This is a genomic window from Nocardia sp. NPDC052254 (genome assembly GCF_040679495.1).
GTDB lineage: Bacteria > Actinomycetota > Actinomycetes > Mycobacteriales > Mycobacteriaceae > Nocardia.
Map to the genome: position 1 here is coordinate 67,254 of NZ_JBFAUW010000019.1, position 24,022 is coordinate 91,275.

Sequence of the window (24,022 nt, forward strand, 5' to 3'; positions counted from 1 at the left end):
CGTCGGCCGGGTGACGGCTCCTGGTTGGTACCCCGAACAACCTGGTTCGGGGGTTTTGCGGTGGTGGGACGGCTATCAATGGACGGGGCACACCCAGCCCGCGTATTCACCGCCGGTTCCGCAACAGCCGTATCAGCAGCCCGCTCATCAGCAGCCGCCGGGACAACAGCAGCCGCCACAGCATCATGTGCCACAGCACCCGATGCGGCACTCGCATCCCGGCCATCGGCAACCGCAGATGCCACAGCAGCACATGCCGCAACAGGCGCCCGGCGGCGTCTCGCAGCTGTTCACCGAGCCGGCCCTGCTGGTGAGCCAGAAGGGCAAACTCGTCGAGCTCACCAACGAATACAAAGTGCGTGATGCCAACGGTGTCGAACTCGGCAGCGTGGTCGAGGTGGGGCAGTCGGCGGGACGCAAGATGCTGCGATTCATGAGCGATATGGCATCCACACTCATGGATCACAACCTCGAAGTGCGCGATATGTATCAGCAGCCCGTCCTGCGGATCAGATCGCTACCGGGCACGGTCAACACCATCACGAATGTGGAGACGCCCGATGGCCGGGTGCTCGGTGAGATCCGGGTGGAGAAGGTGTTCGGCAAGTACAGCTTCGCGCTGACCTCGAATCAGCAGCAGCTGGGCACCATCGAAGCGGAGAACTGGCGAGGCTGGAATTTCGCGATCAAGGACCATCAGGGCACCGAAATCGCCCGGATCACCAAGAAATTCGCGGGCGTGATCAAGGCGGTCTACACCTCCGCCGACAATTACATGGTGCAGCGTCATTTCCAGCTCCCGGAACCGCTGAACAGTCTGGTGCTGGCCTCCGCGTTGACCATCGATACCGCCTTCAAGCAGTAGGCTTCTCAGCCCGCGGTGACGAAGCCCTGCTGAACCAGCCAATCGCGGGCCACGGTGGCCGGCTCGGCACCGTCGACATCGACCTTGCGGTTCAATTCGGTGATCGTCTCGTTGGTGAGCAGCCGGGATATCGGCGCCATGATCTGTGCCACCGCCGGGTGGGCGTCGGCGAACGATTTCCGCATCACCAGGGCGGCATTGTATTTGGGGAAGAAGTTCTGATCGTCGGCGAGCTGCACCAGATTCAGTGCCTTGGTGCGGCCGTCGGTGGCGGTGACATCGCCGAATTGGCAGGTTCCGTTGGCTGTCGAGGTGTACACCAGCTGGTCCTGCATGAGCTGTTTGCGCACCTTGTTCGGGTCGATCCCGTATTTACGCGTGAGACCCGCGAATCCGTCCTGGCGCACGTTGAATTCGGTGCCCAGACAGGTCGATGCCGAGCCCGGATCGGTATTCACCATGCGGGCGTAATCCGACAGCGTTCGCACACCGGTGCGCGCGGCATTGTCGGCGTTGGTGACCATCGTGTAGGTGTTGTTCATCGGCGCGGGATCCGCCCAGACCATGCCGTGCCGGTCCAGATCCTGCTGCCGGACCGCCTCGAATTGCGAGGCGGAGTCGGGAAGCGGTGTCTCGTTACCCAGATAGTTGATCCAGCCGGTGCCGGTGTAGTCGTAGGCGATATCGACCTGGCCGTGTAACTGGGCATCGCGCAGACTGTTCGATCCGGTGATATTGGTCAGGTCCCGGACCTGTGCGCCCGCGGCCGTGAGGGCGAATTCGATGAGATAGCCGAGGATGTTCTGTTCGGTGAAATCCTTGGAGCCCACGGTGATCGGCACGCCCTCGAGTTCGGGTACCGCGGTGATACTGCCCGGCCCCACCGGCAGCGGCACCGCGCCACCGGCTTCCAGCCCGCAGGCGGCGAGCAGTGTCGTCACCAGCAGCGCGGCCGTGGCGGCGACATACCGTGGGCCCCTTCGTGATCCGCTGCTCATCGCAACCCTCGCGGCCCGAGGAACTGTTCGGCCAGCGCGCCCAGCCAATCGACGAGCAGGGCCAGCGCCACCGCGAGAAGCGCACCCACCCACAGGGTGACGTTGTCACGCAGCTTGTATCCGGTGTCGATGAGAATGCCGAGGCCACCCGCGCTGACCAGGAACGACAGTGTTGCCGTGCCCACGGCGAGCACCAGGGAGGTTCGCAGTCCGGCGAGGATGTAGGGCACCGCGAGCGGAAATTCGATGCGCCGCAACACCGTCAGCGCCGACATGCCCTGACCGCGGCCCGCGTCGACGACGGCCGGATCGACCTGCTGGTAGCCCAGAATCGTATTGCGCAGCACGGGAAGCAGTGCGTAGAAGGCGATCGGTGCGACTCCCACCCAGAAGCCGGTCCGCTCGGTCCACAGATAGGTCAGCACGATCAGGCCGATCGCCGGTGCGGCCGCACCGATATTGGCGATACCGACGAACAGTGGCGTGAGCTTCCGATAGCGCGGCCGAGTGAGCAAGGTGCCCAATGGAACCGACACCACGACCACGATGGCGACCACGGTCGCGGTGATGACGATGTGCTGGCGCACGACGGTGAGAATATTGGCGCTGTTGATGCTGGCCTGCTGGGTGGCGGTCAGGGTGCGATCGAAGGCCCAGATCAACACGCCCGCGGCCAGTGCGACCGCGAGTATCGGCTGGGCCAGCAGCCGGATCCGGTCGGCTCGGCGTTCGTGCCGGTCGACCGGGCTCACGGTCGATCACCCGAGTTCGCGACGGCCGCACGATGTTCGGTGCGCGCCCGGGACAGGTGGGCGACGAGCGTGTCGACATCGATCAGGCCGATGTACTCGCCGCGCGCACCCGTCACCACCGCGCGGGCCGCGCTCTCCGCCAGCAGCGACTCGAGCGCCGCCTGCAGCGTCGACCGCGCGGTGACCGTTCCGGTGACCGGAAGCCCCACCTCGCTCAGCGAATCCGCCTGTGCGAGAAGCTGTGCGGAAACCCATCGCAGTGGCCGGTCGTCCGCATCGACGATCAGTCCCCAGGACCGGTCCTCGGCGAGGGCGGTGCGCAGGGTGCCGACCGGTTCGTCCTCGGTCGCGGTGGGGCATGTCCCGAGCTCCACGTCGGCGACCCGGACCAGCGTCAGTTGTTTGAGCGCGGCGTCGGAGCCGACGAAACCGGCGACGGTCTCGTCGGCGGGATCGGCGAGGATCGCGGCCGGGGTGTCGTACTGCAGGATCCGGGATCGGTTGCCCAGCACCGCGATTCGGTCGCCGAGCTTGACCGCCTCGTTGAAGTCGTGGGTGACGAACACGATGGTCTTGTGCAGTTCGGTCTGCAGTCGCAGCAGTTCATCCTGCAGCAGCGCGCGGGTGATCGGATCGACGGCGCCGAAGGGCTCGTCCATCAGCAACACCGGCGGATCGGCCGCCAGTGCCCGGGCCACGCCGACCCGTTGCTGCTGGCCGCCGGACAGCTGACGCGGATAGCGGCCGCGGAAGGTGGCCGGATCCAGTCCGACCAGCTCGAGCATTTCCTCGATCCGTGCGCCGATGCGTTTGCGATCCCAGCCGAGCAGGCCGGGCACGGTGGCGATATTGCGGGCGACGGTCATGTGCGGGAACAGGCCGGACTGCTGAATGGAGTAGCCGATATTGCGGCGCAGCTCGTCCGGATTCACCGCGGTCACATCGCGGCCGGCGATGGTGATGGTGCCCGAGGTCGGCTCGATCAGACGGTTGATCATCCGCATCGTGGTCGTCTTACCGCAGCCCGACGGCCCGACGAAGACCACGATCTCACCGGCCGGGACGGTCAGCGAGATCCGGTCCACCGCCGGATCGGGCTGTCCCGGATAGTGTTTGGTCACCGAATCGAGCACGATCTCCGCGGGCGGATGGTCGGTGGTCGCGGTATCAGTCACGGATTCCCCTCGAGGTGGTGAGCCGGCCGACCAGGACGAGGACGGCATCGAGCAGCAGGGCCGCCACGATGATCAGCACCGTTCCGGTGAGCGCCTGCGGCACGGCGGTGGGACTGCCGAGCCGGGCCAGGCCGGTGAAGATGAGATTGCCCAGCCCTGGCCCCTTCGCATAGGCGGCCATGGCCAGGATGCCCATACTCATCTGGGTGCTGACCCGCATCCCCGCCAGAATCGAGGGCCAGGCCAGCGGTAGTTCGATCCGGGCGAGGATCCGGGCCCGGTTCATGCCGACCCCGCGCGCGGCATCGGATATCGCGGGATCCACCGACGCCAATCCGATGATGGTGTTGCGCAGAATCGGCAGCAGGGCATAGAGCACCAATGCGGTGACGGTGGGCCGCACTCCCAGGCCCAGCACCGGAATCAGAATTCCCAGCAGTGCGAACGACGGAACGGTCAGCACGATGCTGGCCGCCGCCGTCGCCGCCACCGATCCCCACGGACTGCGATGGACGGCGATGCCGACGCATACCGCGACCGCGGTCGCGATCAACAGCGATTGCACGACGGCCGACACATGCAGATAGGAATCGGTGAGCAGTTGCCGGCGGTGGTCCACCAGGAAGGTCCACAGAGTATCCAGGGTGCTGTCCCTCCCAGACGGCGGCGTTCGTGCAGTCTATCGATCCCGGTGCGCGCCCGCAGGCAACGCCGATCGGGTGTGGTGCGATCGCGGGGTGCGGGAACCGATCGGCGTGCCCACGCGTCCTACTACGCAGGAGGCCGTGCACCGGTCGGGGACGGAGGGGATTCATGAGTACCGTGCGGACGCGGGGGTTCGGGCGTACCCGCTGGTTGCTGCTGACATCGCTGGTCGTGATCGGGGTGCTCGGCACGGGTGCCGTGCTCGCGATGCCGTGGTGGCAGGACCGGACCGGGGCCATCGCGGGGGAGCGGCTACCGGACTTCCCGGCGATCGATCCCGCCGCGCTGGACGGGAACCAGAGCCGTGTCCTGTCGGTGTTGCGTACCGAATACGACCACCCGGGAGACGGTCCCAAATACGCACAGGGCGTGGATGAGCCGTGGTGTGCCGACTTCGTGAGCTGGGTGTGGAGCCAGGCCGGGCAACCGCTGTCGAATCCGAACTCCGGCGGATGGCGGATTCCGGGCGTGGCAACACTGCAGGAGTATTTCGAATCGACCGGACGGTTCGCGGCGCTCGGCTCCGATTACCGGCCCCGGACGGGTGATGTCGTGATCTATGCCGCGGGCAGCCCGTTCGGCCAGCACACCAATATCGTGCTGTCCGCCGATGACCATCTGCTCACCACCATCGGCGGCAACGAGCAGGGAACGGTGCGTATTCACAGGTACGACCCGGCAACGGTTCCCGGTATCGTCGGATTCGGCCGGATGTGAAGCGGATTCGTCCATCGTCGGACGATCTCGATCGGGCTGGTGCGGTGACGCCGTGACCCTACGATGTCCCCGGTGGCGCCCGGTGGCGGCGCCACCTGTGGTCCCCGCCCGCCCGGCTTCTCGTCGGCAGGACGGGGATCTGTGTGTGTAGGAGATCGGTGGCGAGGAGTGGGAGCAGATGGCACAGCCCGGCGCGCACGACACAACCGAACGGTCGACCTCCGAATGGCTGAGTTACGCCGAGTTCGGTGAGCGGTTCGTCGTCCACGCCGTCACCCGGGACCGGATCGATGCCGCGGTGGCGGGGATGGCCGGGCGGGGAATGACCATCGGGCCGTTCTCGATCGGCCCGGCGGGGCTGGCCGGGGTGGTGGCCGAGGGCAAGGTCGGCAAGCCGGTGATCGCGCGCAGCGGACCGCAGGTCACCTTCGAGGTCCGCGTGCCGGTGTCGATGCATCTCACGGTCACCCTGGGCGGGCAGCAGTTCCGGGTCGAGGCCACCGTGGAGATCGATCTGACCCTGCACGCACGCACCGCCGACCCGCTGCTGATCGTCATCGACATCCCGCGCGTCCGAGCGCGCGATGTGAGCTTCGCGGTGCGTGCGGAGGCCGTCGGCGCGGCCGTCGATGTACTGCTCGATCCGATCGCGACCCTGGTCCGCCGTGAGGTCGCCGCCCGTCTCAATGCCATGCTCGCCGATCCGGCCGCCCGGCGCGGGCGGGTGTTCGACGTCGAGGCGATCATGAACCGCACCCGGTCCGACCATCTGCTGCGCACGGATTTCGAGTGGATCGAGTACGCCGAATTCGGGCGGCGATTCTTCCCGCTCATCGTTACCGCCGCCCGGGTGCGCGAGGTGGTGGAGGGGCTGGCCGGTCGGGTGATCGAGGTGGGCCCGCTCCGCACCGGACCCGGGGACGCGGCGACGGTCGGTGTGCAGGGGGTCGTGCGAATGCCGCGGGTGACGCGACGGGTGGGTGACGACCCAGTCTCGTTCGACCTGACCATTCCGGTCGAGCTCGACATCACTGTCGATGTCCTCAAGGCCAACCGCTACCGCGCCGAGGTCGAGGTGGCCTTGCTGCTGGTGGCACGGGCCGGGCAACCGCTGCTCATCGTCATCGACGCGACGCCGCCACGCAGTGCCGATGTCACCGTCGAACTGCGGGCGCAGGGCTGGCGGGCGAAGGTGCTGGGATCGGTCGGCAAGATCCGCCGGCAGATCGCCGCCCAGGTCGCGCAGGTCATCCGCGCCGAATTGGCCGACCCCAGGGGCCGCACCATCGACGTGGCCGGACGCATCGATTCCGCCACGTCCTGATACCTGTTACTCATGGTGTTGATGTGAGCTGTTGAGGCTGGCGGTTCACATGTGCATGTGGTGAAATGAGTTCACGTTCGAGGCTTCCGGCGCGTGGACGGCAGCGATGTTGTCGGGGAAGGCGCGCCGGACACGCTTGTAGTTCGCACCGGTCCGCGGGGTGACCGGCATCAGGTGAATTCACGATGCGGCGTTAAGGAGTTTTCGATGCGTTCCGTTCCGATCACCCGGCGCACCCTGTTCGGATACGCCGGCGCGGCGGCCACAGCCGCCGGTCTCGCTGCTTTCGCCCCCGGTGTTGCCTCCGCCGCGGGGGCCGACGATCTCGGCACCCTGCTCGATTACGCCGGTGGCGTTCCCAGCGCCGCGGCCATCCGCGCGGCCGGTCACGCCGGCGCGATTCGCTATGTGTCCGATCGCCGTCCCGGTGCGGAGTGGATGGCCGGAAAGCCGCTGCTCGCGGGCGAGGTCGAGGCATTGCACGCGGCCGGGCTGACGGTGGTGTCGTGCTATCAATTCGGCAAGGGCGCCACTGCCGATTGGCGCGGCGGTCTCGAGGCCGGGAAACGGCATGCCGACCGTGGCCTGCAACTGCACCGCAAAGCCGGCGGCCCCGACGGAGCACCGATCTACGCCTCGATCGACGACAATCCGTCCCCGGTCGATTTCGCCACCATGATCGCCCCGTACCTGGACGGCTGGAAGTCGGTTCTGGGTAACGAGAACGTCGGTGTCTACGCCAACGCCCCCACCATCGAATTGGCGAAGGTCGCAGGTCTGGGTTCCTGGTATTGGCAACACAACTGGGGCACCCCGGAAGGTTTCGTACACCCGGCCGCGAACCTGCACCAGACCCAGATCGACGACGGTGCGGTGGACGGAGTCGGCGTGGACATCAACACGATCCTCACCCCCCGATACGGCCAGTGGTGATTCGAGGAGCCGCGGGGGAGGCGGTCATGTTTGGCAGTGGCAGGTCGGATCGTCGAGCAGGTCGGGTTCGTCCGGCACAACCGTCAGCGTCGGCCGGGCTTCGGGTGCCGCGCGCACGCCCATCCAGGACAGCAGCGACCAGCGGGACAGTCCGGAGAAGGCCGAGCCCAGGCTGAAGAACGATCCCGCCGATCCCACCGACAGCACCGAGCCCACGCTGCCGACCGACAGCACCGAATACGCCGAGCCGATCGACAGGATCGAACGTTCGGAGCGGATCGACAGGATCGATCGATGTGAACGGGTGGACAGGATCGAACGGTAGGACCGTCGCGACATCACCGAATGCCCCGCCCTGCCGCGTCGGCGGGGCGTACCGGTGGTGGTGGGTGCAGACCGTTCGAGCTGATCGACAGTCGACATACCTAGCGGTCTACCACAGCGGCGCTCGGCCTACGGCACATTGACAGCAAACGGCCCGGAGTGTCGCCGGGGGCGATATCTCCGGGCCGGAAACTCCCTGGCCGGAAGGTAGTTACCGGCCGCAGGGAATCAGTGCTGAGTGGGCGCCGCCACGGGCAGTCCGGGGACTGCGGCAACCGGCGGGACGAGCGCAGCGGCCGGGGCAGCGGCCTGCGGCGCCGCCGGGGCGGCCGCCGGCGAACCGCCGGCGACGTTGAACAGGCCGAGGGTGGGCAGGAACGAGCAGGTGATCGGCGCCTCGTCGGCCGACGGCTGGGTGGTCAGCGAACCGGCGACCACCGCGATGACCCGTCCCGGGCCGGTGTCGACGATGGCCGACAGAGTGGCCGGGCCGTCGGGGTTGATGTGGGCCGCATCGGTCAGGGCCACCGTGCCGCCGCGGCGGTTGTCCAGGTTGTACCACTGGACCGTCATCGGCGGATTCTGCTGCGCGGTCGGGCCTTTGGTGCCCAGCGCGGTGAAGACGAAACCGGCCTGTCCGGCGGCGGGCCCCGGCGGGGGCAGTTCGGCCGGACCGGGTACGGCGAGTGCGGTACCGACCGAATCCGAACCCGGGCCGATGCAGTTCTTGCCGATGGTCGGGTACAGGAACTGCGCGATCGCCGGACCGTTCCTCGGGATGTCCGGGCCGCCGCCACCGCTGCCGTCGAGGAAGGCGACGATGGCCTGCAATGTCTGCTTGACCTGCGGCGGCAGGCCTGCCTGATCGAGTGTCTGGATCGCCTGATCGAGGATGGTCTGCGAACCCGGCGAGGCGATGTTGCCGGCCTGTGCCGCGGCGCCGACGATGGCCGGGGCCAGCGAGGCGATCGCATCGACCGGGACACCCTCGGGGACCAGCGGGACATCCGCGGCCTGGGTTTTCGGCGCCGGTTCGGCAACCGAGATCGTCGGCGCGGCAAGTGTCGCGCCGGCTGTCAGGGCCAGCACGGACAATGCGAACCGCGTTCCTCTGGTGCGAAGCACTGGTATTGCCGTCCTTAACCTTTGGGGGTACCTCGTCATGCGATGCAAGAACATCGGGCGATGCGGGCATCGCTTCGCGACACTTTAGGGATATTGCCGCTCTGTTGTACAGCTGTGGTGTGATCTTGCCTGCAGTCCGCCTCGGAATCGGTCAAGCACTTCCGGCGCGTTACCGGAACATAACCCGACTGCACTGTTACTGAAGTGATCAGTGATGCAAATGTTACAACTGAGACCATTCTGGAGAACGGGCGAAATTCTGGTGAACTCTGTCCCCCAGCGCTTCCCGCTCCGGGGGTCCGGGAATCCGCCCCGCTCGACCCGGGGCACAATGACACGGCCCCCACACCCGATCGAAAGCTAGCGTGCCGTGACCCGACACCTCCGTTTGGCCGATCTGCGTGTGGCCGGGGCCGTGCTGGGCCTGTCCGCGCTGGCGCGTCTGGTGCTGATGCTCGTGCTCCCGCACGGTCTGGACGTGGTCGATCTGCGGGTTTACGTCGAGGGTGCGGCGAATCTGGGGAGCGGACATCTCTACGATTTCGTCTACTCCGACAAGACTCCGGATTTCCCGCTGCCGTTCACCTATCCGCCGTTCGCGGCGGTGGTTTTCTATCCCTTGCATTTCCTGCCGTTCGGGCTGGTGACGTTGCTGTGGTTCGCCCTGATCGTGCTGGCCCTGTACGCGTGTGTGCGGATCACGCTGGCGCTGTTGCTGGGGAAATCCGCCGCGGAGCCGAAATGGCGTGCGGCGGCGATGATCTGGACCGCGGTGGGGGTGTGGCTGGAGCCGACGCGGACAACTCTCGACTACGGCCAGGTCAATGTGTTCCTGGTGCTGGCCGGATTGGCCGCGGCGTATTCGACGCGCTGGTGGTTGTCTGGACTCCTGGTCGGTGTGGCGGCGGGGGTCAAACTGACGCCGGGAGTGACCGGGCTGTACTTCCTGGCGCAGCGGCGCTGGGCGAGTGCGGTGTGGTCGGCGGTGGTCTTCGCGCTGACATACGCGGTGAGCTATCTGATCTCGTCGTCGGAGACACGGACGTACTTCGGACCGCTGCTCGGTGATGCGAATCGGATCGGTCCGGTGGGGTCGGTGGTCAATCAGTCGCTGCGCGGGGCGTTGAGCCGCATCCTCGGACGGGATGCCGGCGCCCCCTGGTATGTGGGGGGCCACCGCATTCCGTTCGGGCCGTGGTGGCTGGGCGCGGTGCTGATCACGATGGTGCTGGCCTGGTTCGCGTGGCGCGCGGTCGGGTCCGGCGATCGGCTGGGCGTACTGCTGGTGGTGCAGCTGTTCGGGCTGATGGTGTCGCCGATCTCCTGGTCACATCACTGGGTGTGGTTGCTGCCGTTGATGATGTGGCTGGTCCACGGGCCGTTGCGGAAGGTCGCCGGCGCGCGGATCCTGACGGGATTCTGGCTGGTGACCACGCTGGTCGGAATTCCGTGGATCCTGACCTTCCTGCAGCCCACCATCTGGGAGATCTCGCGGCCGGCCGTATTGGCTTGGCTCGGCGCGATCTACGTGTTCGGTGTGGTGGTGACTCTGTTGTGGATGACCTGGGCCGGCGCGAAACGTGAACCGGGAATACCGGATTCGGCGCCCGCGGCCACCGAGAGTGCTGTCGGCGCGGCCTGAGGCCGTATCACCGGCTCGCCGGGGCCGCGAATCGCGCCACCCGGTCAGCTGTGATCGGCGAGATGATCGATTCGCCCGGCCAGGGCCAGATCCTTGCGGGTGATGCCGCCGTCGGAATGGGTGGACAGGGTGAAGGTCACCCGCCGCCAGCGAATGTCGATATCGGGATGATGGTTCACCCGTTCGGCGACCTCGGCGACGCGGCGGACCAGGTCGATACCGGCGAGAAAGCTGGGCGCCTCGACCGTGCGGGAGATGCTGGCGCCGACGTGCGTCCAGTCGGGCAGTTCACGTAAACCCGCGGCGATTTCCGTATCGGAGAGCAGTGCGGTTCCCATATGTCGGTTCTACCCCTTCTGGCTGGGGTTTCGCATACCGCCCGGTACGCCGCATCGAATTGCGGGAGGCCCGGAAATGCCGGTTCAGGCGGCTCGTGCGTGTTTGAGAGCCTTCTTCAGATCCTTGCCCTTGAGACCGGCCGCCTGATGTTTGCGCATCTTCGCGACCACGAAGGGACATTTCAGGCAGCGCGTCTTCTTGCGGCAGCATTTCTTCTTCGGTTTGAGGTGTGCGACCTCTTTGGCCTTCACCTTGCCCATGCGGCAAACCTTAACCAAAGGTGGTGCGGACAACGAGGGCCGACCGGGTTTCGGTACTGTGTACCTGGCCGCATGCCCGGTGAGGCGACCTCGCTCAGCGCGAACTCGCTCAGTGACAGCCCACCCGTCTTGTCCGGACCCGCTACGGCGCGGGTCGGCCGCAGTCCATTCATTCAGCAGGAGGATTCAACGTGTCGTCTGTCGAGTTCCGCAATGTCGCCATTGTGGCTCATGTCGACCACGGCAAGACGACGCTGGTCGACGCCATGTTGCGGCAGTCCGGCGCGTTCGCCGAGCGGGCCGAGCCGGTCGATCGGGTGATGGACTCGGGCGATCTGGAGCGCGAGAAGGGCATCACCATTCTCGCCAAGAACACCGCGGTGCATCGCCATCACGGCGACGGCAGCATCACCGTGATCAACGTCATCGACACCCCGGGCCACGCCGACTTCGGTGGTGAGGTCGAGCGGGGTCTGTCCATGGTCGACGGTGTCGTCCTGCTGGTCGACGCGTCCGAGGGCCCGCTGCCGCAGACCCGGTTCGTGCTGCGCAAGGCGCTGGCGGCCTCGCTGCCGGTGATCCTGGTCGTGAACAAGACCGACCGCCCCGACGCCCGGATCGAGGAGGTCGTCGAGGAGAGTCACGACCTGCTGCTGGATCTGGCCTCCGATCTCGACGACGAGGCGTCCGAGGCCGCCGAGCTGGCGCTGGATCTGCCGGTGCTCTACGCCTCCGGCCGCGAGGGCAAGGCCTCCACCCAGCGCCCCGACAACGGCAGCGCGCCCGATGCGGAGAACCTCGACGAACTGTTCGAGGTGCTGCTGAAGTACGTGCCCGCGCCCAAGGGCGATGCGAGCAAGCCGCTGCAGGCGCATGTGACCAACCTCGATGCCTCGCCGTTCCTCGGCCGTATCGGTCTGGTCCGTATCCACAACGGCACCCTGCGCAAGGGCCAGCAGGTGGCGTGGATGACCCCCGAGGGCACCAAGACCGTCAAGATCACCGAGCTGCTGCAGACCATCGGCGTCGAGCGCAAGCCGGGTGAAGAGGCCATCGCCGGCGACATCGTCGCCGTCGCCGGTATTCCGGAGATCATGATCGGCGACACGCTCGCCGATATCGAGAACCCCGTCGCGCTGCCGCGTATCACCGTCGACGAGCCCGCCATCTCGGTGACCATCGGCACCAACACCTCGCCGCTGGTCGGCCGGGTGCAGGGCCACAAGCTCACCGCCCGCATGGTGAAGTCGCGGCTGGATCAGGAACTGGTCGGCAACGTGTCGCTGCGGGTCCTCGACATCGGCCGCCCGGATGCCTGGGAGGTGCAGGGCCGCGGTGAGCTGGCGCTGGCGATCCTCGTCGAGCAGATGCGCCGTGAGGGTTTCGAGCTCACCGTCGGTAAGCCGCAGGTGGTTACCAAGCAGGTCGACGGCAAGGTGCACGAGCCGTTCGAAGAGCTGACCATCGACTGCCCGGACGAGTACCTGGGTGCGGTCACCCAGCTGCTGGCCGGCCGCAAGGGCAAGATGGTCCAGATGAGCAACCACTCCGCCGGGTGGGTGCGGATGGAGTTCATCGTCCCCTCGCGCGGTCTGATCGGTTTCCGCACCGACTTCCTCACCGAGACACGCGGCACGGGTATCGCCAATGCGGTCTTCGACGGCTACGCGCCGTGGGCCGGTGAGATCCGCGCCCGCCACACCGGTTCGCTGGTGTCCGACCGCGCCGGTTCGGTGACCCCGTTCGCCATGATCCAGCTGGCCGATCGCGGCCAGTTCTTCGTGGAGCCGGGCGCCGACACCTATGAGGGCCACGTGGTGGGTATCAACCCGCGCGCCGAGGACCTCGACATCAACGTCACCCGTGAGAAGAAGCTCACCAATATGCGTTCGGCCACGGCCGACGTGTTCGAGACGCTGGCCAAACCGCTGCAGCTGGATCTCGAAGGGGCGATGGAGTTCTGCGCCGCCGACGAGTGCGTGGAGGTGACCCCGGAGAACGTGCGCGTGCGCAAGGTCATCCTGGGCGCCACCGAGCGTGGCCGGGAAGCCTCGCGGCGCAAGGCCCGCGATCGCGCGGCGACGGGGGCCTGACACTGTGCTCTCCGGCGGTGTCCGCGTCGGCCCTGCGCGGTGACGCAAGCTCCGGTCTCCGGGCCGCCGCTCTCACCGCTAAGGTTCCGATCGTGAAGTCGGGAGTAGGTAACCGCGCCGTGCGGCGTGTGGCGGCACTGATGCTGGTGCTGGCGGTGGGGATGCTCACCGCCTGTACCGCGAATCCGCCGCCGCCGATCGAGAGCACCGATAGTCCGAAGACGACTCCGGCCAAGCCGACCAAGTCCACCGTCGTGGTGGCGGTGGACGACATCGGCATCGGGTTCAATCCGCATCTGCGGTCGAATCAGTCGCCGGCGACGAATGCCGTTGCCTCCATGGTGTTTCCGAGTCCGTTCCGGCCGATGCCGTCGACGGCGGTGCCGGGCGGTACCGACTGGGTGCCGGACACCTCGCTGATGGTGTCGGCGGATCCGGCACCGCCGGATCCGGCCCAGCCCGATCGATTCACCATCGTCTACAAGATCCAGAACCAGGCGTCCTGGTCCGACGGTGCGCCGATCGCGGCCGAGGATTTCCGGTATCTGTGGCAGCAGATGATCAGCCAGCCCGGTGTGGTGGATCCGGCCGGATATCGCCTGATCACCGATGTCGCCTCCTCGGAGGGTGGCAAGGCGGTCACGGTGACCCTGAGTCAGGCGTATCCGGCCTGGCGGCAACTGTTCTCGGATCTGCTGCCCTCACATCTGCTGAAGGATTCGCCGGGCGGCTTCCAGAAGGCCCTCGCGGTGGAGCGCGGACTGATCGATCAGAACCCGATCTCCGGCGGCCAGTTCCGGGTGAAACAGGCCGATGCCGGACGCGAGGAGATCCTGCTCGAGCGCAACGACCGCTACTGGGGCGCCCCGGCGGTCCCGGACACGATCATGTTCCGGCGCGGGGGAACTCCGGCGCAGCTGGCCGAATCCCTGCGTGCCGGCGACGCGCAGATGGCACTGGTACACGGCGGTGTCGCGACGCAGGCACAGCTGGCGGCTATTCCGGCGGTGCGGACCGCGATCATGCCGCAGGCGCGTGAGATGCAGCTGGCGCTCAACGGCCGCAACGGCGATCTGTCCGACGCCCGGGTGCGGCACGCGGTGCTGGGTCTGCTCGATCCGGCGCTGCTGGCGTCGGTGGGCGCGGAAACCGGTGCGTGGGTCGATCCGGTGCGGGCACAGATCCTGGCCCCCTCGGATCCCGGCTACGCGCCGACCGCGCCGCCGCGGATGTCCTCCGATCAGGCGTTCGGCCTGCTGGCCGAGGCGGGATTCGGGCGCGCGCCCGAGCAGCCCACCTCCGGGAATCCCACGACCTCGCCGGCGCCGCAGCCGCGTCCGCTCGCCAAGAACGGCCGCACGCTGACCGTCCGGATCGGTGCGGTGGACAAGGATCTGACAGCTCTGGCCGTCGCCAACACCGCGGCCGATCAACTGCGCAGCGCCGGAATCGACGCGTCGGTGCGCAACCTGCCCGCCGACGAGCTCTACGGCAAGGACCTGACCGACGGCACCATCGACGCGGTGGTCGGCTGGGAGCGGGCCGGTGAGGACCCCGCGACCATGCTGGCCTCGCGCTACGGCTGCCCGCCGGTGGCCGTGCCCGGACAGCAGGACACCTCACAGGTCGATGCCATCCGCAAGGCGCCCGGCAATGTGTCCGGTGTGTGTGATCCGTCGCTGCAGCCGCAGATCGACGCCGCGCTGCGCGGGATCGATGTGCCCAGGGCGATCGGCGACGCGGAGCCGAAGCTGTGGGATCTGGCCACCGTGCTGCCGATCGTGCAGGACAACGGTGTGGCGGCGGCGAGTTCACGGATGGACGGGGTGTCGCTGAGCGGATCGATCCAGGTCGGAATCTTCGGCGGTGCGGGGTCGTGGCGGCGGCTGTCGTGACCGATACCGGCGGTCTGGTACTGGTCCACGCCCATCCCGACGACGAGACCATCACCACCGGCGGCACCATCGCGCACTATCGGCGACGCGGGGTTCCGGTGACCGTGGTGACCTGCACCCTCGGCGAGGAAGGTGAGGTCATCGGGGATCGCTGGGCGGGACTGACCAGTGCGCATGCCGATCAGCTCGGTGGTTTCCGCATCGGTGAACTGACCGCTGCCCTGGCGGCACTCGGTGTCGGCGCACCGCATTTCCTGGGCGGCGCGGGGCGGTGGCGCGATTCCGGTATGACCGGGACCACCGCCGATCCCCAGCCGATGCTGCCGGCTCATCCCCGCGCCTTCGCCGACTCCGGTGCGGCCGCGGTGGCGGAGCTGACCGAGGTCCTGCTGCGGTTGCGCCCGCGGGTGGTGGTCGGCTACGACCCGCGCGGCGGATACGGCCACCCCGATCATGTGCGCGCACACCGGTTGACCATGGACGCGGTGGCCGCGTGCGCCGAAAAGGGCTGGGACACACCGAAGATGTACTGGACGGTCACAGATGCCGGGGTGCTGCGGCGGCACACCGAGGCACTGGCGCGGCGCACCGTGGACGGCTTGCCCGGTGCGCTGCCGAAGGGATGGCGCCTGCCCGCACCGGGTGATCTGTCCGGTGTCGCGAGTGAGCGGGTGACCACCACCATCGACGTGTCGGAGGTGCTGTCCGCCAAGCGGGCCGCGCTGCGCGCCCACGCCACACAGGTCACCGTGGCCCCGTCGGGTCGCGAATTCGCGCTGTCGAACGATATCGCCCAGCCGGTGCTACCCGAGGAGCACTACGTGCTGGTGCGTGGTCGCCTCGGCCCCACCGGTCCCGACGGTCACGAGGATGACCTGTTCGCCGGATTGGAGTGAACTCGGCCGGTCGGATCGGACACCCTCCGGCTTACACTGCTCGCATGTACAACTGGAGCCTGCAGGACGCCATCGCCGCGTTCGTCGAAAGCCAGAAGCCGAACTGGCAGGCGCAGCACGATCTGTACCTGTCGGTGCTCTACGGATTCGTCGATATGCAGAGTCATCTGTTGACCCTGCTCGGCTTCCCGCCGGTAGCGTGACGGCCGCCGCGACGGACCGGGCCGCGGGGGAGCCCGGTGGCTCCCGGTATGCCTGGCCGGTGATCGGCGGGCTGCTGGCCGCGGTGCTGGTGTTCGACGGACTGCTCTCGGTGATCCTCGAGGTGCTCTATCTCCCGCTCTACATCGGTGCCACGCCCCTCCCCATCGCGGCATTCGTCGCCGCCGTGGTGAATGTGCTGCTGGTCATGGGTATGCGGGCGGTGGCCACCCGGCCGGCCGCGACGGCGCTGCCGGTGATCGGCTGGTTGTTCGGATTCCTGATCTGCTCGACCACCGGCCCCGGCGGTGATGTACTACTCACCGACAGCTGGACCTCGCCACTGCTGCTGGCCTGTGGAATCGTGCCGGTCGGACTGTATCTGTTCTGGCAGTCGTTCCTGCGGCCGAAGGATGCCGCTGCCGCGTCCTGAACCGGCGGTCATGGCGCGTAAGACGCAGCCGGGCAATGGATATCGGCGATCCGCTGTCGGGTGAGGAACTGTCGGTTAGTCTCTCAGGCGTTAGGTGTGGGTCTGCCGTCCGCGGACGGTGCGTTCAGGAAGTGGGGGCCGGTTGCTCTGCTGGCCGGTTGGCTCGGGTGCGCTGACACCCGACAACAGGAAGTTCGCCCGTGGTTGAGTGGTCGAAATTTCCTGGTCTGCCTGTGAAGAAACAACATACGCGTTGGCTGGGCCTGTTCAGCCGCGGTGTGCGCGGACGAGTCAGCGTACGAGTTCGCCTGCTCGCGATTGTGTTGATCTCGAGCGTCACCCTGCTCGCCCTCGGTGTGGGCGCGGCATCGTATCTGGTGCGGTCCGGACAGGACACTCGCGATTGGGCCGATCTGGCCAGCAGCACCACGTCTCCCGCGATCGCGGTGGTGCAGTCCTTCGAGGAAGAGCGGCGCCTGTCGCTACTGCACCTGGCGGGCGATCCGACGGCGGCCGCACTGCTCGCACCGGCGCGGGACGAATCGGATGCCGCTCTGGCTCGTCTGCTGGCCAAAGCCGACGCGGCGCGAAAGATGAATCCGGACGGTTCCGCTTCCGATATCGCCGCTTTCGATCAGCTGTATGCCAAGCTGCCGGAACTGCGCCGAGGCGTCGATTCCCGGCAGGCGCCACCGGATCAGGTGTTCGGTGTGTTCACCAAGGTCGTCGAGGTTGTCAGCGGGGCCTCCATGATCGCGGCCCGCGTGGCTCCGGATGCCGACATAGCCGTCCGGCTCGGATACGCGGTGGAGCCGCTGCGGGCGGCCGAAGCACTGTCCAAAGTGGTGACCTTCGGCGAATTGTCCTTGGTCACAAACGGTCTGACGGCCGAACAGTGGAGCCGGTTCACCGGCGCGCTGGGCGAATTCCGTGGCCAGATCTCGTATTCGCAGTCGGTACTGACCGGTGTGCGCAAGGAACAGCTCGACGCGATCATCGACGAGCCGTCGTGGGGCCCGGTCAACAGCATGGCCGATGCGATCGCCGTGCGAGGGCCGCTGACGACCAGCCCCGACTCCGAATCGAGCACGCGCGGCACCGAATCGACTCGCACCGGCAATGTGCGGATGGACTCCACGCCGTCGTTGCCGATGACCATGTCGGCCTGGCAGGAGGGGGCCACCCGGCTCGGAACCCAGCTACTGAGACTGTGGGAGGACCAGAGCCGCGACGCGCAGGTCGCGGCGCGTGCCGATGGCGATCGCACCACCGCCGGGTCGCTGTTCGGTGGCGGTGTGGTTCTGCTGTTGTCGTTCGGGGCGTTCCTGGCGGCGCTGGTACTGGCGAACCGGTTCATCGGCCGCATGCGCCGGCTGCGCAACGACACCTTGGAATTGGCCGATACCCGGCTGCCCGACATCATGCGACGGGTATCGGCCGGTGAGGCCGTCGACACCCCCACCGAGGTGTCGCGGCTGGATTTCGGCTCCGACGAACTGGGCCAGGTCGCGCACGCGTTCAACCGGGCGCAGGTGGTGGCGGTGTCGGCGGCGGTCGCGGAGTCGAACACCCGGGCCGGTATCAATACGGTCTTCCTCGACATCGCCCATCGCAGCCAGGCGCTGGTGCATCGCCAGCTGGCACTGCTGGATCAGGCCGAGCGCCACGAGGAGAACGCCGACCAGCTCGAGCTGCTGTTCCAGCTCGACCATCTGGCGACGCGAGCGCGGCGCAATGCCGAGAACCTGATCATTCTCGGTGGCAAACAGCCGGGGCGGCGCTGGCGGCAACCGGTCCCGCTGGTGGAGGTGGTGCGCGGTGCGGTGGCGGAAAGCCTGGACTACACCAGGATTCGCATCGGCCGCATTCCCAAGGTCCGGGTCAACGGCACCGCGGTCGCCGACATGATCCACCTGCTGGCCGAACTGATGGACAATGCCACCTCGTACTCGCCACCGCAGGCGGGGGTGGAGGTGTCCGCGTCGGTGGTCGGGCGCGGCGTCGCCGTGGAGGTGGTCGATCAGGGCCTGGGGATGGCCGCCGCCGATCTCGACCGGCGCAACGAGATGCTCACGCACCCACCGGAGTTCTCGGTGGCCGCGATGTCCAGCGACAACAGGCTGGGCCTGTTCGTGGTCGCGAAATTGGCCAACCGCCACGGTATTTCGGTGAAGCTGCGGGAATCGGTCCACGGCGGTCTGCGCGCGGTGGTGCTGGTGGGCGTCCCGGTCCTGGAAACCGCCGATCCCGCCGTCGCGGATTTCGATGATTCCGGGCCGGCCACCGGCGAATTCGCCGTGATCGGGCCGGCGCCGATCGCATCGCGGGGCCGGGCGGAGACCGATCTGCGCCCGGAACTCCCCACCCGGACTCCGAAGATCTCCCGGTCGCCCGAGGTCACCGGGCCACCGAAAACGACCTCGAACGGCGCGAAGCCCGCGGTCCCGGAGAACGCGGATCCCGACGAGGGCTCGCCGCGCTCCGCCTGGTTCACCTCCGCTTCGGAGCACCACACCCCCTCCGCACCAGGCATTTTCGGCACTCCGGTGACCGCGGCGAGCCCGGCGCCGCCCCGCACCGGGGGCGGTCGACCGCCGCTGCCGAAACGCATCCGCTCGTCTGCCGCGACCGATGCGCCCGCCGCCGGCACCAACACCGTCCGGCAGCGCACCGCCGATCAGGCGCGCAATCTGATCAGCGCCGTCGAGCGGGGAACCCGGCAGGGCCGCCGGGCACCCGCCGAATCCGGCGCGCCGACAACACGATCCGACACCCACGAAGGCGATGATGGCTACTTCCAATCGAAATGATGTCGGGTGGTTGCTCGACGACCTGGTCAAGGGGCTGACCGGAGTCCGCTACGCGGTTCTGCTGTCCACCGACGGCCTGCTGCTCGGTAATTCCTCGCAGCTCGAGACCTCCGATGCGGAGCGGTTCTGCGCGATGGCCTCGGCCCTGCACAGCCTGGCCCGCAGCGCCGGCCATCACTTCGATGCCGGCGGGGTGTGCCAGACCATGGTGGAACTCGACCGCGCGGTGCTGTTCATCACCGCCGCCGGTGACAACGCCTGCCTCGGATTGCTCGCCGCGGAGAACGCGGACCTGGGGATGGTGGCGTACGCGATGAACCAGACCGTGCAGCGGGTGGGCGCTCATCTGGCCGTCGACAGTCGCTGAGGTCCGCCGTACATGCCCAGCGGATACCCACCGGACGATGAGGATGCCTGGTTCGACGAGGAGGCCGGACCGGTGGTGCGGCTGTATGCCGTCACCCGCGGCCGCGGCCGTAGCGGTCGGCCGGAGCTGGACATGCTCACCCTGGTCGTCGACATCGGCCGGGGTACCGCGCTGCGCCGTCACGAACCCGAGTACGTCTCGATCGTGGAGCTGTGCCACACACCGCAGTCGGTGGCGGAAGTCGCCGCGCGACTGGGACTTCCGCTGACGATGACCAAGGTGCTGGTCGGAGATCTGATCGACGACGGCCGCCTGGAATATCGGCAGCCACGCCACGAGGACGCCGACGACGTCGACGTCCTGAAGGCGCTGCTGGACGGAATCCGCGGCCTGTGAGCCTCAATTCAAGCGGGCCGCAAGACGTTTGGCGTTCATGTAGGCGATGGCCTCGATCGACACCATCGGATTGACCCCGGAGGCGGTCGGGAAACACGAGCCGTCGGCGACGACGATGTTGTGCACATCCCAGGTGACGCCGTCGGGATCGGTCGCCGAGAATTCCGGCGATCCGCCCATCCGTGCCGAGCCCATGATGTGCAGCGCGCCCAACGCGCACTGTCCCGGTCCGTACCCCGCGACGGCACAGGCGGCGACGAATTCCTCGTGCGACCCGGCCTTGCCGGGCCGATACGCAGGTCCGGCCTGCTGTCCGGAGTAGATGCGCTGCGCACCGGCGGCCTCGAGAATCTCCGCGGCGCCGCCGATTCCGGTGTGCAGATGGTCGCGGTCGCGATCGGAGAGCCGATAGGAGACGATCGGCTCGCCCTGGCGGTCCACCCGGACACTGCCGTGGTCGCGATCGCGGGTGATCACTCCGACCGCGACCGATCTGCTCAGGTCCAGCAGATTCTCGCGATAGGCGGCGGACCCGCGCCAGTTCATGAATCCGACGCCCATACCGGGATGCAGCGGCCCGGTTTCGTAGATGACTCCATATCCCTCGCCGTCGAGATTGCGGTGCTGCCGACTGATCCGGGCCTGCATCCCACCCTCCCAGGGCCGGATCTCCTCGTCGAAGACCCCGAAGACGGCGGCCGCCGGATGCAGGCGCAGATAGCGGCCGATGTTGTCGTTGCCCAGCCCGGATCGGCGCAGCAGCGCGGGGGTCTGCAACGCACCGGCGGCCACCACGACCGCGCGGGCCCGTACGTCGATCGCGACTCCGGCCGAGGTCACGGCCGAAACCCCCTCGGCGCGACCGTTGTTCACCACGATCCGCCGGACATTCGCATCGACCACGAAGCGCGCGCCGTACGCGGCGGCATCGGCGAGCCAGGTCTTGGTCACCGACTGCTTCGCGCCCACCCGGCAGCCGTAGGGGCAGCGGCCGCATTCGACACCCGCGTCGCAGGCGTCGCCGACATTGCGGGGCAGCGCGTCGACATCCCAGCCTAGTGCGGTGGCACCGCGTTCGAGTACCCCGTCGCGCGCCGAGAGGGGGGAGTGGCGGTCGTTGACCCCGAGGCGTCGTGTCACCGCGTCGAGCGCGGCGCCGTATTCGTCGGTGGCGAACTGCGGTACCCCCAGTGCCGCCCATTCGGCACGCACCTCGTCGGGGGTGTTCAGCGAGGTGCTCCAGTTCACCACGGTGCCACCGCCCAGGCAGGTGCCCGCGACGAGGGTGATCTGCCCCTCGGTGCTAGCCGGTGGGCCGGGCGCGTACAGACCGAGCAGGGCGTCGAGTTCTCCGGTACCGAAATCCCGGTCGTCGTAATAATTTCCGCGCTCGAGCACGATCACGTCGAGCCCCGCCTGCGCGAGGACCGCCGCGGCGGTCCCACCCCCGGCGCCCGAACCGACCACGACGACATCGCAATCCAGCGTGGTCGGCTCGGTGGGCTTCTCGACCGACAGCGCCGGTGCCGCAGCGGCGCCGAGCTTTCCCGGCGGACCCGGATAGTCGATCGCCTTCCACAGCGGATTGCTTCCGGTGGCCCCCGGAGTGATGTTGTAGGACAGCAGCGCGGCCTGCTTCAGCGCCTGGAACAGTGTGCGCTTGGCCGCGATCCGGGATTCGCCGAGGCGCAGCAGGGTCTGCTCACGCTGTTCGCGCGTCAGTCCGGAGTACTTGCGGGGACCGTTGCCGAGCAGCAGACCGGCGATGCGCGAATCCCACAGATTCAGCAGCATGGTCAGCTGCTCACCTTCGGCCGGACGCGGATTTCGCCCCAGTATCTCGAAAACCGTATCCACGGAACCGAGTTCGGTGGCCGATGGCAGGTCCGCTCCGTCACCCGGCGTGAACGTATCGCAGATCAGCCCGAGGGCCGCGCGCTGTTTCGCTGTCGGTTCCATGAACTCCACCCTCTCGAATGTCGGGTGAGTTTTATCATGTTCGCCGAATCAGTGCTCACTTATTGGAGATCGACCGTTGAATTCATCGAATCAGCTGGAGAACTGTGGGTAACATATCGTGAGATCGAATCGCCCGTCCCGATAGCAGACGGTTTCGAGGTCGGTCCGTCGCGCGCTCACGCGATGCCGGGCGCCGGCCACTTGCCGCTGTCCACGGCCGGGGCGCGGTTGCCGAGATGGCCCGGCGTCACCTGTTCGATCAATGCCCAGGCCTGCTCCACCGGCAGATCGACGACGCTGTACTTCTTCTTTCCCGCGGCGCTCGCGGCGACGACGGTCGCCAGTCCCGCTCGGCGCTGGAAAAAGGTGCGGCGGACCGTCCAGCCGATGACGCCCGGGGCCTCGAGGCAGTCGCGGTCGCGTTCCAGGGCGCCGCGGCGAGTGATCAGCCAGACCGGTCGCGCGCCGTCGGAGGCGATCACGGCATGGCCGAGGCCGCGATAGCGTTCCTGGGCCAGTGCGGCCGAGGCCGGCACCAGTAGTACGAACAGCGTCCAGGCCCACACCGGAACATGGTGGCCGGTAAGGGAAATGACGAGCAATGCCGCCAGGGTGATCCATACCGGAATGAAGGCACGGGTGTAGCGGCGGCGGTGGGCGCGGGGGCCGTGCCGTTCGAGCGGTACCGAGGCGGGGGCCGTCGCGGTGTCGAGGTCGTCCCAGAGTGGTTGTGCCGGGGCGGAATTCGCATCTGTCGTGGCCGCGGCGCGGCGGGACGGGCTGGTGAGCAGCTGGGCGAGTGTGCGATCGACGGCGGCCCGCGGCGCCTGGGGGAGCAGCTTCTGCCGGGCCCCGGTCCCGGTCATGATGGCCTCGAGTTCGGCGCCGCCGGCCAGGCGCAGCAACAACGGCTCCCCGACCGTGGCGCCGCGCAGCCGGGACAGGTCGAGGGTGGTCTGCCGGGTGGTCAGCAGGCCGCTGCGGATGTGCAGGGCGGTGCCGTCGTCCACCACCCGGAGCCCGAAATATGTGGTGAGGTAGTGGATACAGGCGGCAATTGCCGCGATCACGAGCAGTGCGGCGACGGCGGCCACGACGGCCAGCACGATGAACGCCGCGCTGTGCCTGCTCAATCCGCGCACCGCCTCGGAACGCACCAGCACATCGGCCACGCCCACCTTGGCGGCCAGGCCGACCACCGGCCCGACGATCGCCAGCCCGGTCAGCGACAGTGGGGCGTAGCGCACCCACTGCGGTCGCCAGTGGCCGATCTCGGTGCCGTCGGCGGGTGCGTCGCCACTGCCGCGCCGCAGCGCACGCGCCAGGGCGGCGCGTCTGCCGCCCGGCGCCACCGTGGCGGTGTCCGCAGCCGGCAGTGCGGGCCCGGCGCCGGCATCCGGCCGCTCGGACCCCGCTCGATCGAGTAGCAGCGCGCGCAGTTCCGGAACCTGCCGTGCGTCGACGCCGTCCAGATGGAAACGTTCTTCGCGATCGGCGTGTCGCCCGGTACCGATGACCAGCCGCACCAGGCCGAGCATCCGGTGCATCACATCGGCCTGAACGTCCACCGAGCGAATCCGCGACCGCGGCACGGTCAGCGTCCGGCGTTGCAGCAGTCCGCGCCGCAATTGCACGGTATCGGGACCGATCCGGTAGGTCGTGGTGAACCAGCGGGCCAAGGCCAGGACCACGATGATCCCGGCGACCACGGGACTCCACGCGGGATTGTCGCTCTGGCTGCCCACGATCACCGCGCCGATCAATACCGGGATGTATTTGGTCAGCTCCCGCACCGGATGGATCAGCAGCATCC

The 24,022-nt window shown here is 67.8% G+C and carries 23 protein-coding genes; 13 read left to right on the forward strand and 10 right to left on the reverse strand.

The window, feature by feature from the left end; all coding sequences use genetic code 11:
• Positions 1–10: 10 nt before the first annotated feature.
• A complete protein-coding gene (locus tag AB0L57_RS29785; protein ID WP_364969156.1) occupies positions 11–865 on the forward strand; it encodes a phospholipid scramblase-related protein in 855 nt (284 codons plus the stop codon).
• A 5-nt stretch (positions 866–870) separates the two neighbouring features.
• Here the strand turns inward: AB0L57_RS29785 and AB0L57_RS29790 are convergent, their stop codons facing one another.
• The 4 genes from AB0L57_RS29790 to AB0L57_RS29805 are packed head-to-tail and all read right to left on the reverse strand — an operon-like array spanning position 871 to position 4,433.
• The gene (locus tag AB0L57_RS29790) at positions 871–1,863 is read right to left on the reverse strand and encodes a glycine betaine ABC transporter substrate-binding protein (RefSeq protein WP_364969159.1); all 993 of its coding nucleotides are present in this window, start codon (positions 1,861–1,863) and stop codon (positions 871–873) included.
• Positions 1,860–2,615: an ABC transporter permease subunit gene (locus AB0L57_RS29795; RefSeq protein WP_364969161.1), complete on the reverse strand. Its 756-nt coding sequence runs from the start codon at positions 2,613–2,615 to the stop codon at positions 1,860–1,862. Before AB0L57_RS29795 ends, AB0L57_RS29790 begins: the two co-directional genes overlap by 4 nt.
• The gene (locus AB0L57_RS29800) at positions 2,612–3,790 is read right to left on the reverse strand and encodes a betaine/proline/choline family ABC transporter ATP-binding protein (RefSeq protein WP_364969164.1); all 1,179 of its coding nucleotides are present in this window, start codon (positions 3,788–3,790) and stop codon (positions 2,612–2,614) included. Before AB0L57_RS29800 ends, AB0L57_RS29795 begins: the two co-directional genes overlap by 4 nt.
• Positions 3,783–4,433, reverse strand: coding sequence for an ABC transporter permease (locus AB0L57_RS29805; RefSeq protein ID WP_364969253.1), 651 nt, complete (start codon positions 4,431–4,433; stop codon positions 3,783–3,785). The genes AB0L57_RS29800 and AB0L57_RS29805 overlap by 8 nt, the downstream gene beginning before the upstream one ends.
• Positions 4,434–4,603: 170 nt before the next feature.
• On the opposite strand from AB0L57_RS29805, the gene AB0L57_RS29810 reads away from it, so the two are divergent.
• The 3 genes from AB0L57_RS29810 to AB0L57_RS29820 all read left to right on the forward strand — a co-directional run bounded on the left by AB0L57_RS29810 (position 4,604) and on the right by AB0L57_RS29820 (position 7,469).
• Positions 4,604–5,212, forward strand: a complete 609-nt coding sequence (locus AB0L57_RS29810; protein WP_364969167.1) for a CHAP domain-containing protein — start codon at positions 4,604–4,606, stop codon at positions 5,210–5,212.
• Positions 5,213–5,390: 178 nt separating this feature from the next.
• Complete coding sequence (locus AB0L57_RS29815) at positions 5,391–6,536, forward strand: hypothetical protein (protein WP_364969170.1); 1,146 nt, start codon at positions 5,391–5,393, stop codon at positions 6,534–6,536.
• Between the two features lie 207 nt (positions 6,537–6,743).
• The gene (locus AB0L57_RS29820) at positions 6,744–7,469 is read left to right on the forward strand and encodes a DUF1906 domain-containing protein (protein WP_364969172.1); all 726 of its coding nucleotides are present in this window, start codon (positions 6,744–6,746) and stop codon (positions 7,467–7,469) included.
• Positions 7,470–7,493: 24 nt separating this feature from the next.
• Here AB0L57_RS29820 and AB0L57_RS29825 read toward each other — a convergent pair whose 3' ends face one another.
• Both AB0L57_RS29825 and AB0L57_RS29830 read right to left on the reverse strand, forming a co-directional pair.
• Positions 7,494–7,808, reverse strand: coding sequence for a hypothetical protein (locus AB0L57_RS29825; protein ID WP_364969256.1), 315 nt, complete (start codon positions 7,806–7,808; stop codon positions 7,494–7,496).
• 213 nt (positions 7,809–8,021) lie between these two features.
• Positions 8,022–8,882 (reverse strand): hypothetical protein, encoded by an 861-nt coding sequence (locus tag AB0L57_RS29830; RefSeq protein ID WP_364969259.1) that lies wholly within the window; start codon positions 8,880–8,882, stop codon positions 8,022–8,024.
• Between the two features lie 406 nt (positions 8,883–9,288).
• On the opposite strand from AB0L57_RS29830, the gene AB0L57_RS29835 reads away from it, so the two are divergent.
• A complete protein-coding gene (locus tag AB0L57_RS29835) occupies positions 9,289–10,560 on the forward strand; it encodes a mannosyltransferase (RefSeq protein WP_364969174.1) in 1,272 nt (423 codons plus the stop codon).
• A gap of 44 nt (positions 10,561–10,604) precedes the next feature.
• Here AB0L57_RS29835 and AB0L57_RS29840 read toward each other — a convergent pair whose 3' ends face one another.
• Positions 10,605–10,898: a 4a-hydroxytetrahydrobiopterin dehydratase gene (locus AB0L57_RS29840; RefSeq protein ID WP_364969176.1), complete on the reverse strand. Its 294-nt coding sequence runs from the start codon at positions 10,896–10,898 to the stop codon at positions 10,605–10,607.
• An 84-nt stretch (positions 10,899–10,982) separates the two neighbouring features.
• A complete protein-coding gene (locus tag AB0L57_RS29845) occupies positions 10,983–11,159 on the reverse strand; it encodes a hypothetical protein (protein WP_364969178.1) in 177 nt (58 codons plus the stop codon).
• A 191-nt stretch (positions 11,160–11,350) separates the two neighbouring features.
• Here AB0L57_RS29845 and typA point away from each other — a divergent pair, with 191 nt between their 5' ends.
• The 8 genes from typA to AB0L57_RS29885 all read left to right on the forward strand — a co-directional run bounded on the left by typA (position 11,351) and on the right by AB0L57_RS29885 (position 20,250).
• Positions 11,351–13,252 carry a translational GTPase TypA gene (typA, locus tag AB0L57_RS29850; protein ID WP_364969181.1) on the forward strand — a complete coding sequence of 634 codons (1,902 nt, stop codon included), beginning with the start codon at positions 11,351–11,353 and terminating at the stop codon, positions 13,250–13,252.
• A 140-nt stretch (positions 13,253–13,392) separates the two neighbouring features.
• Positions 13,393–15,147, forward strand: coding sequence for an ABC transporter family substrate-binding protein (locus AB0L57_RS29855; RefSeq protein WP_364969261.1), 1,755 nt, complete (start codon positions 13,393–13,395; stop codon positions 15,145–15,147).
• A complete protein-coding gene (gene mshB, locus AB0L57_RS29860; protein ID WP_364969183.1) occupies positions 15,129–16,043 on the forward strand; it encodes an N-acetyl-1-D-myo-inositol-2-amino-2-deoxy-alpha-D-glucopyranoside deacetylase in 915 nt (304 codons plus the stop codon). The genes AB0L57_RS29855 and mshB overlap by 19 nt, the downstream gene beginning before the upstream one ends.
• A gap of 44 nt (positions 16,044–16,087) precedes the next feature.
• The gene (locus tag AB0L57_RS29865) at positions 16,088–16,246 is read left to right on the forward strand and encodes a hypothetical protein (protein ID WP_364969185.1); all 159 of its coding nucleotides are present in this window, start codon (positions 16,088–16,090) and stop codon (positions 16,244–16,246) included.
• The gene (locus AB0L57_RS29870; RefSeq protein ID WP_364969187.1) at positions 16,243–16,677 is read left to right on the forward strand and encodes a hypothetical protein; all 435 of its coding nucleotides are present in this window, start codon (positions 16,243–16,245) and stop codon (positions 16,675–16,677) included. Before AB0L57_RS29865 ends, AB0L57_RS29870 begins: the two co-directional genes overlap by 4 nt.
• A 320-nt stretch (positions 16,678–16,997) precedes the next feature.
• Positions 16,998–19,487, forward strand: a complete 2,490-nt coding sequence (locus AB0L57_RS29875; protein WP_364969188.1) for a nitrate- and nitrite sensing domain-containing protein — start codon at positions 16,998–17,000, stop codon at positions 19,485–19,487.
• A complete protein-coding gene (locus AB0L57_RS29880) occupies positions 19,465–19,854 on the forward strand; it encodes a roadblock/LC7 domain-containing protein (protein ID WP_364969191.1) in 390 nt (129 codons plus the stop codon). Before AB0L57_RS29875 ends, AB0L57_RS29880 begins: the two co-directional genes overlap by 23 nt.
• A 12-nt stretch (positions 19,855–19,866) precedes the next feature.
• Positions 19,867–20,250 (forward strand): DUF742 domain-containing protein, encoded by a 384-nt coding sequence (locus tag AB0L57_RS29885; RefSeq protein ID WP_364969194.1) that lies wholly within the window; start codon positions 19,867–19,869, stop codon positions 20,248–20,250.
• 3 nt (positions 20,251–20,253) lie between these two features.
• Here the strand turns inward: AB0L57_RS29885 and AB0L57_RS29890 are convergent, their stop codons facing one another.
• Both AB0L57_RS29890 and AB0L57_RS29895 read right to left on the reverse strand, forming a co-directional pair.
• A complete protein-coding gene (locus AB0L57_RS29890) occupies positions 20,254–22,209 on the reverse strand; it encodes a GMC family oxidoreductase N-terminal domain-containing protein (RefSeq protein WP_364969197.1) in 1,956 nt (651 codons plus the stop codon).
• A 176-nt stretch (positions 22,210–22,385) separates the two neighbouring features.
• Positions 22,386–24,020 carry a PH domain-containing protein gene (locus tag AB0L57_RS29895; RefSeq protein WP_364969263.1) on the reverse strand — a complete coding sequence of 545 codons (1,635 nt, stop codon included), beginning with the start codon at positions 24,018–24,020 and terminating at the stop codon, positions 22,386–22,388.
• Positions 24,021–24,022: the final 2 nt, after the last annotated feature.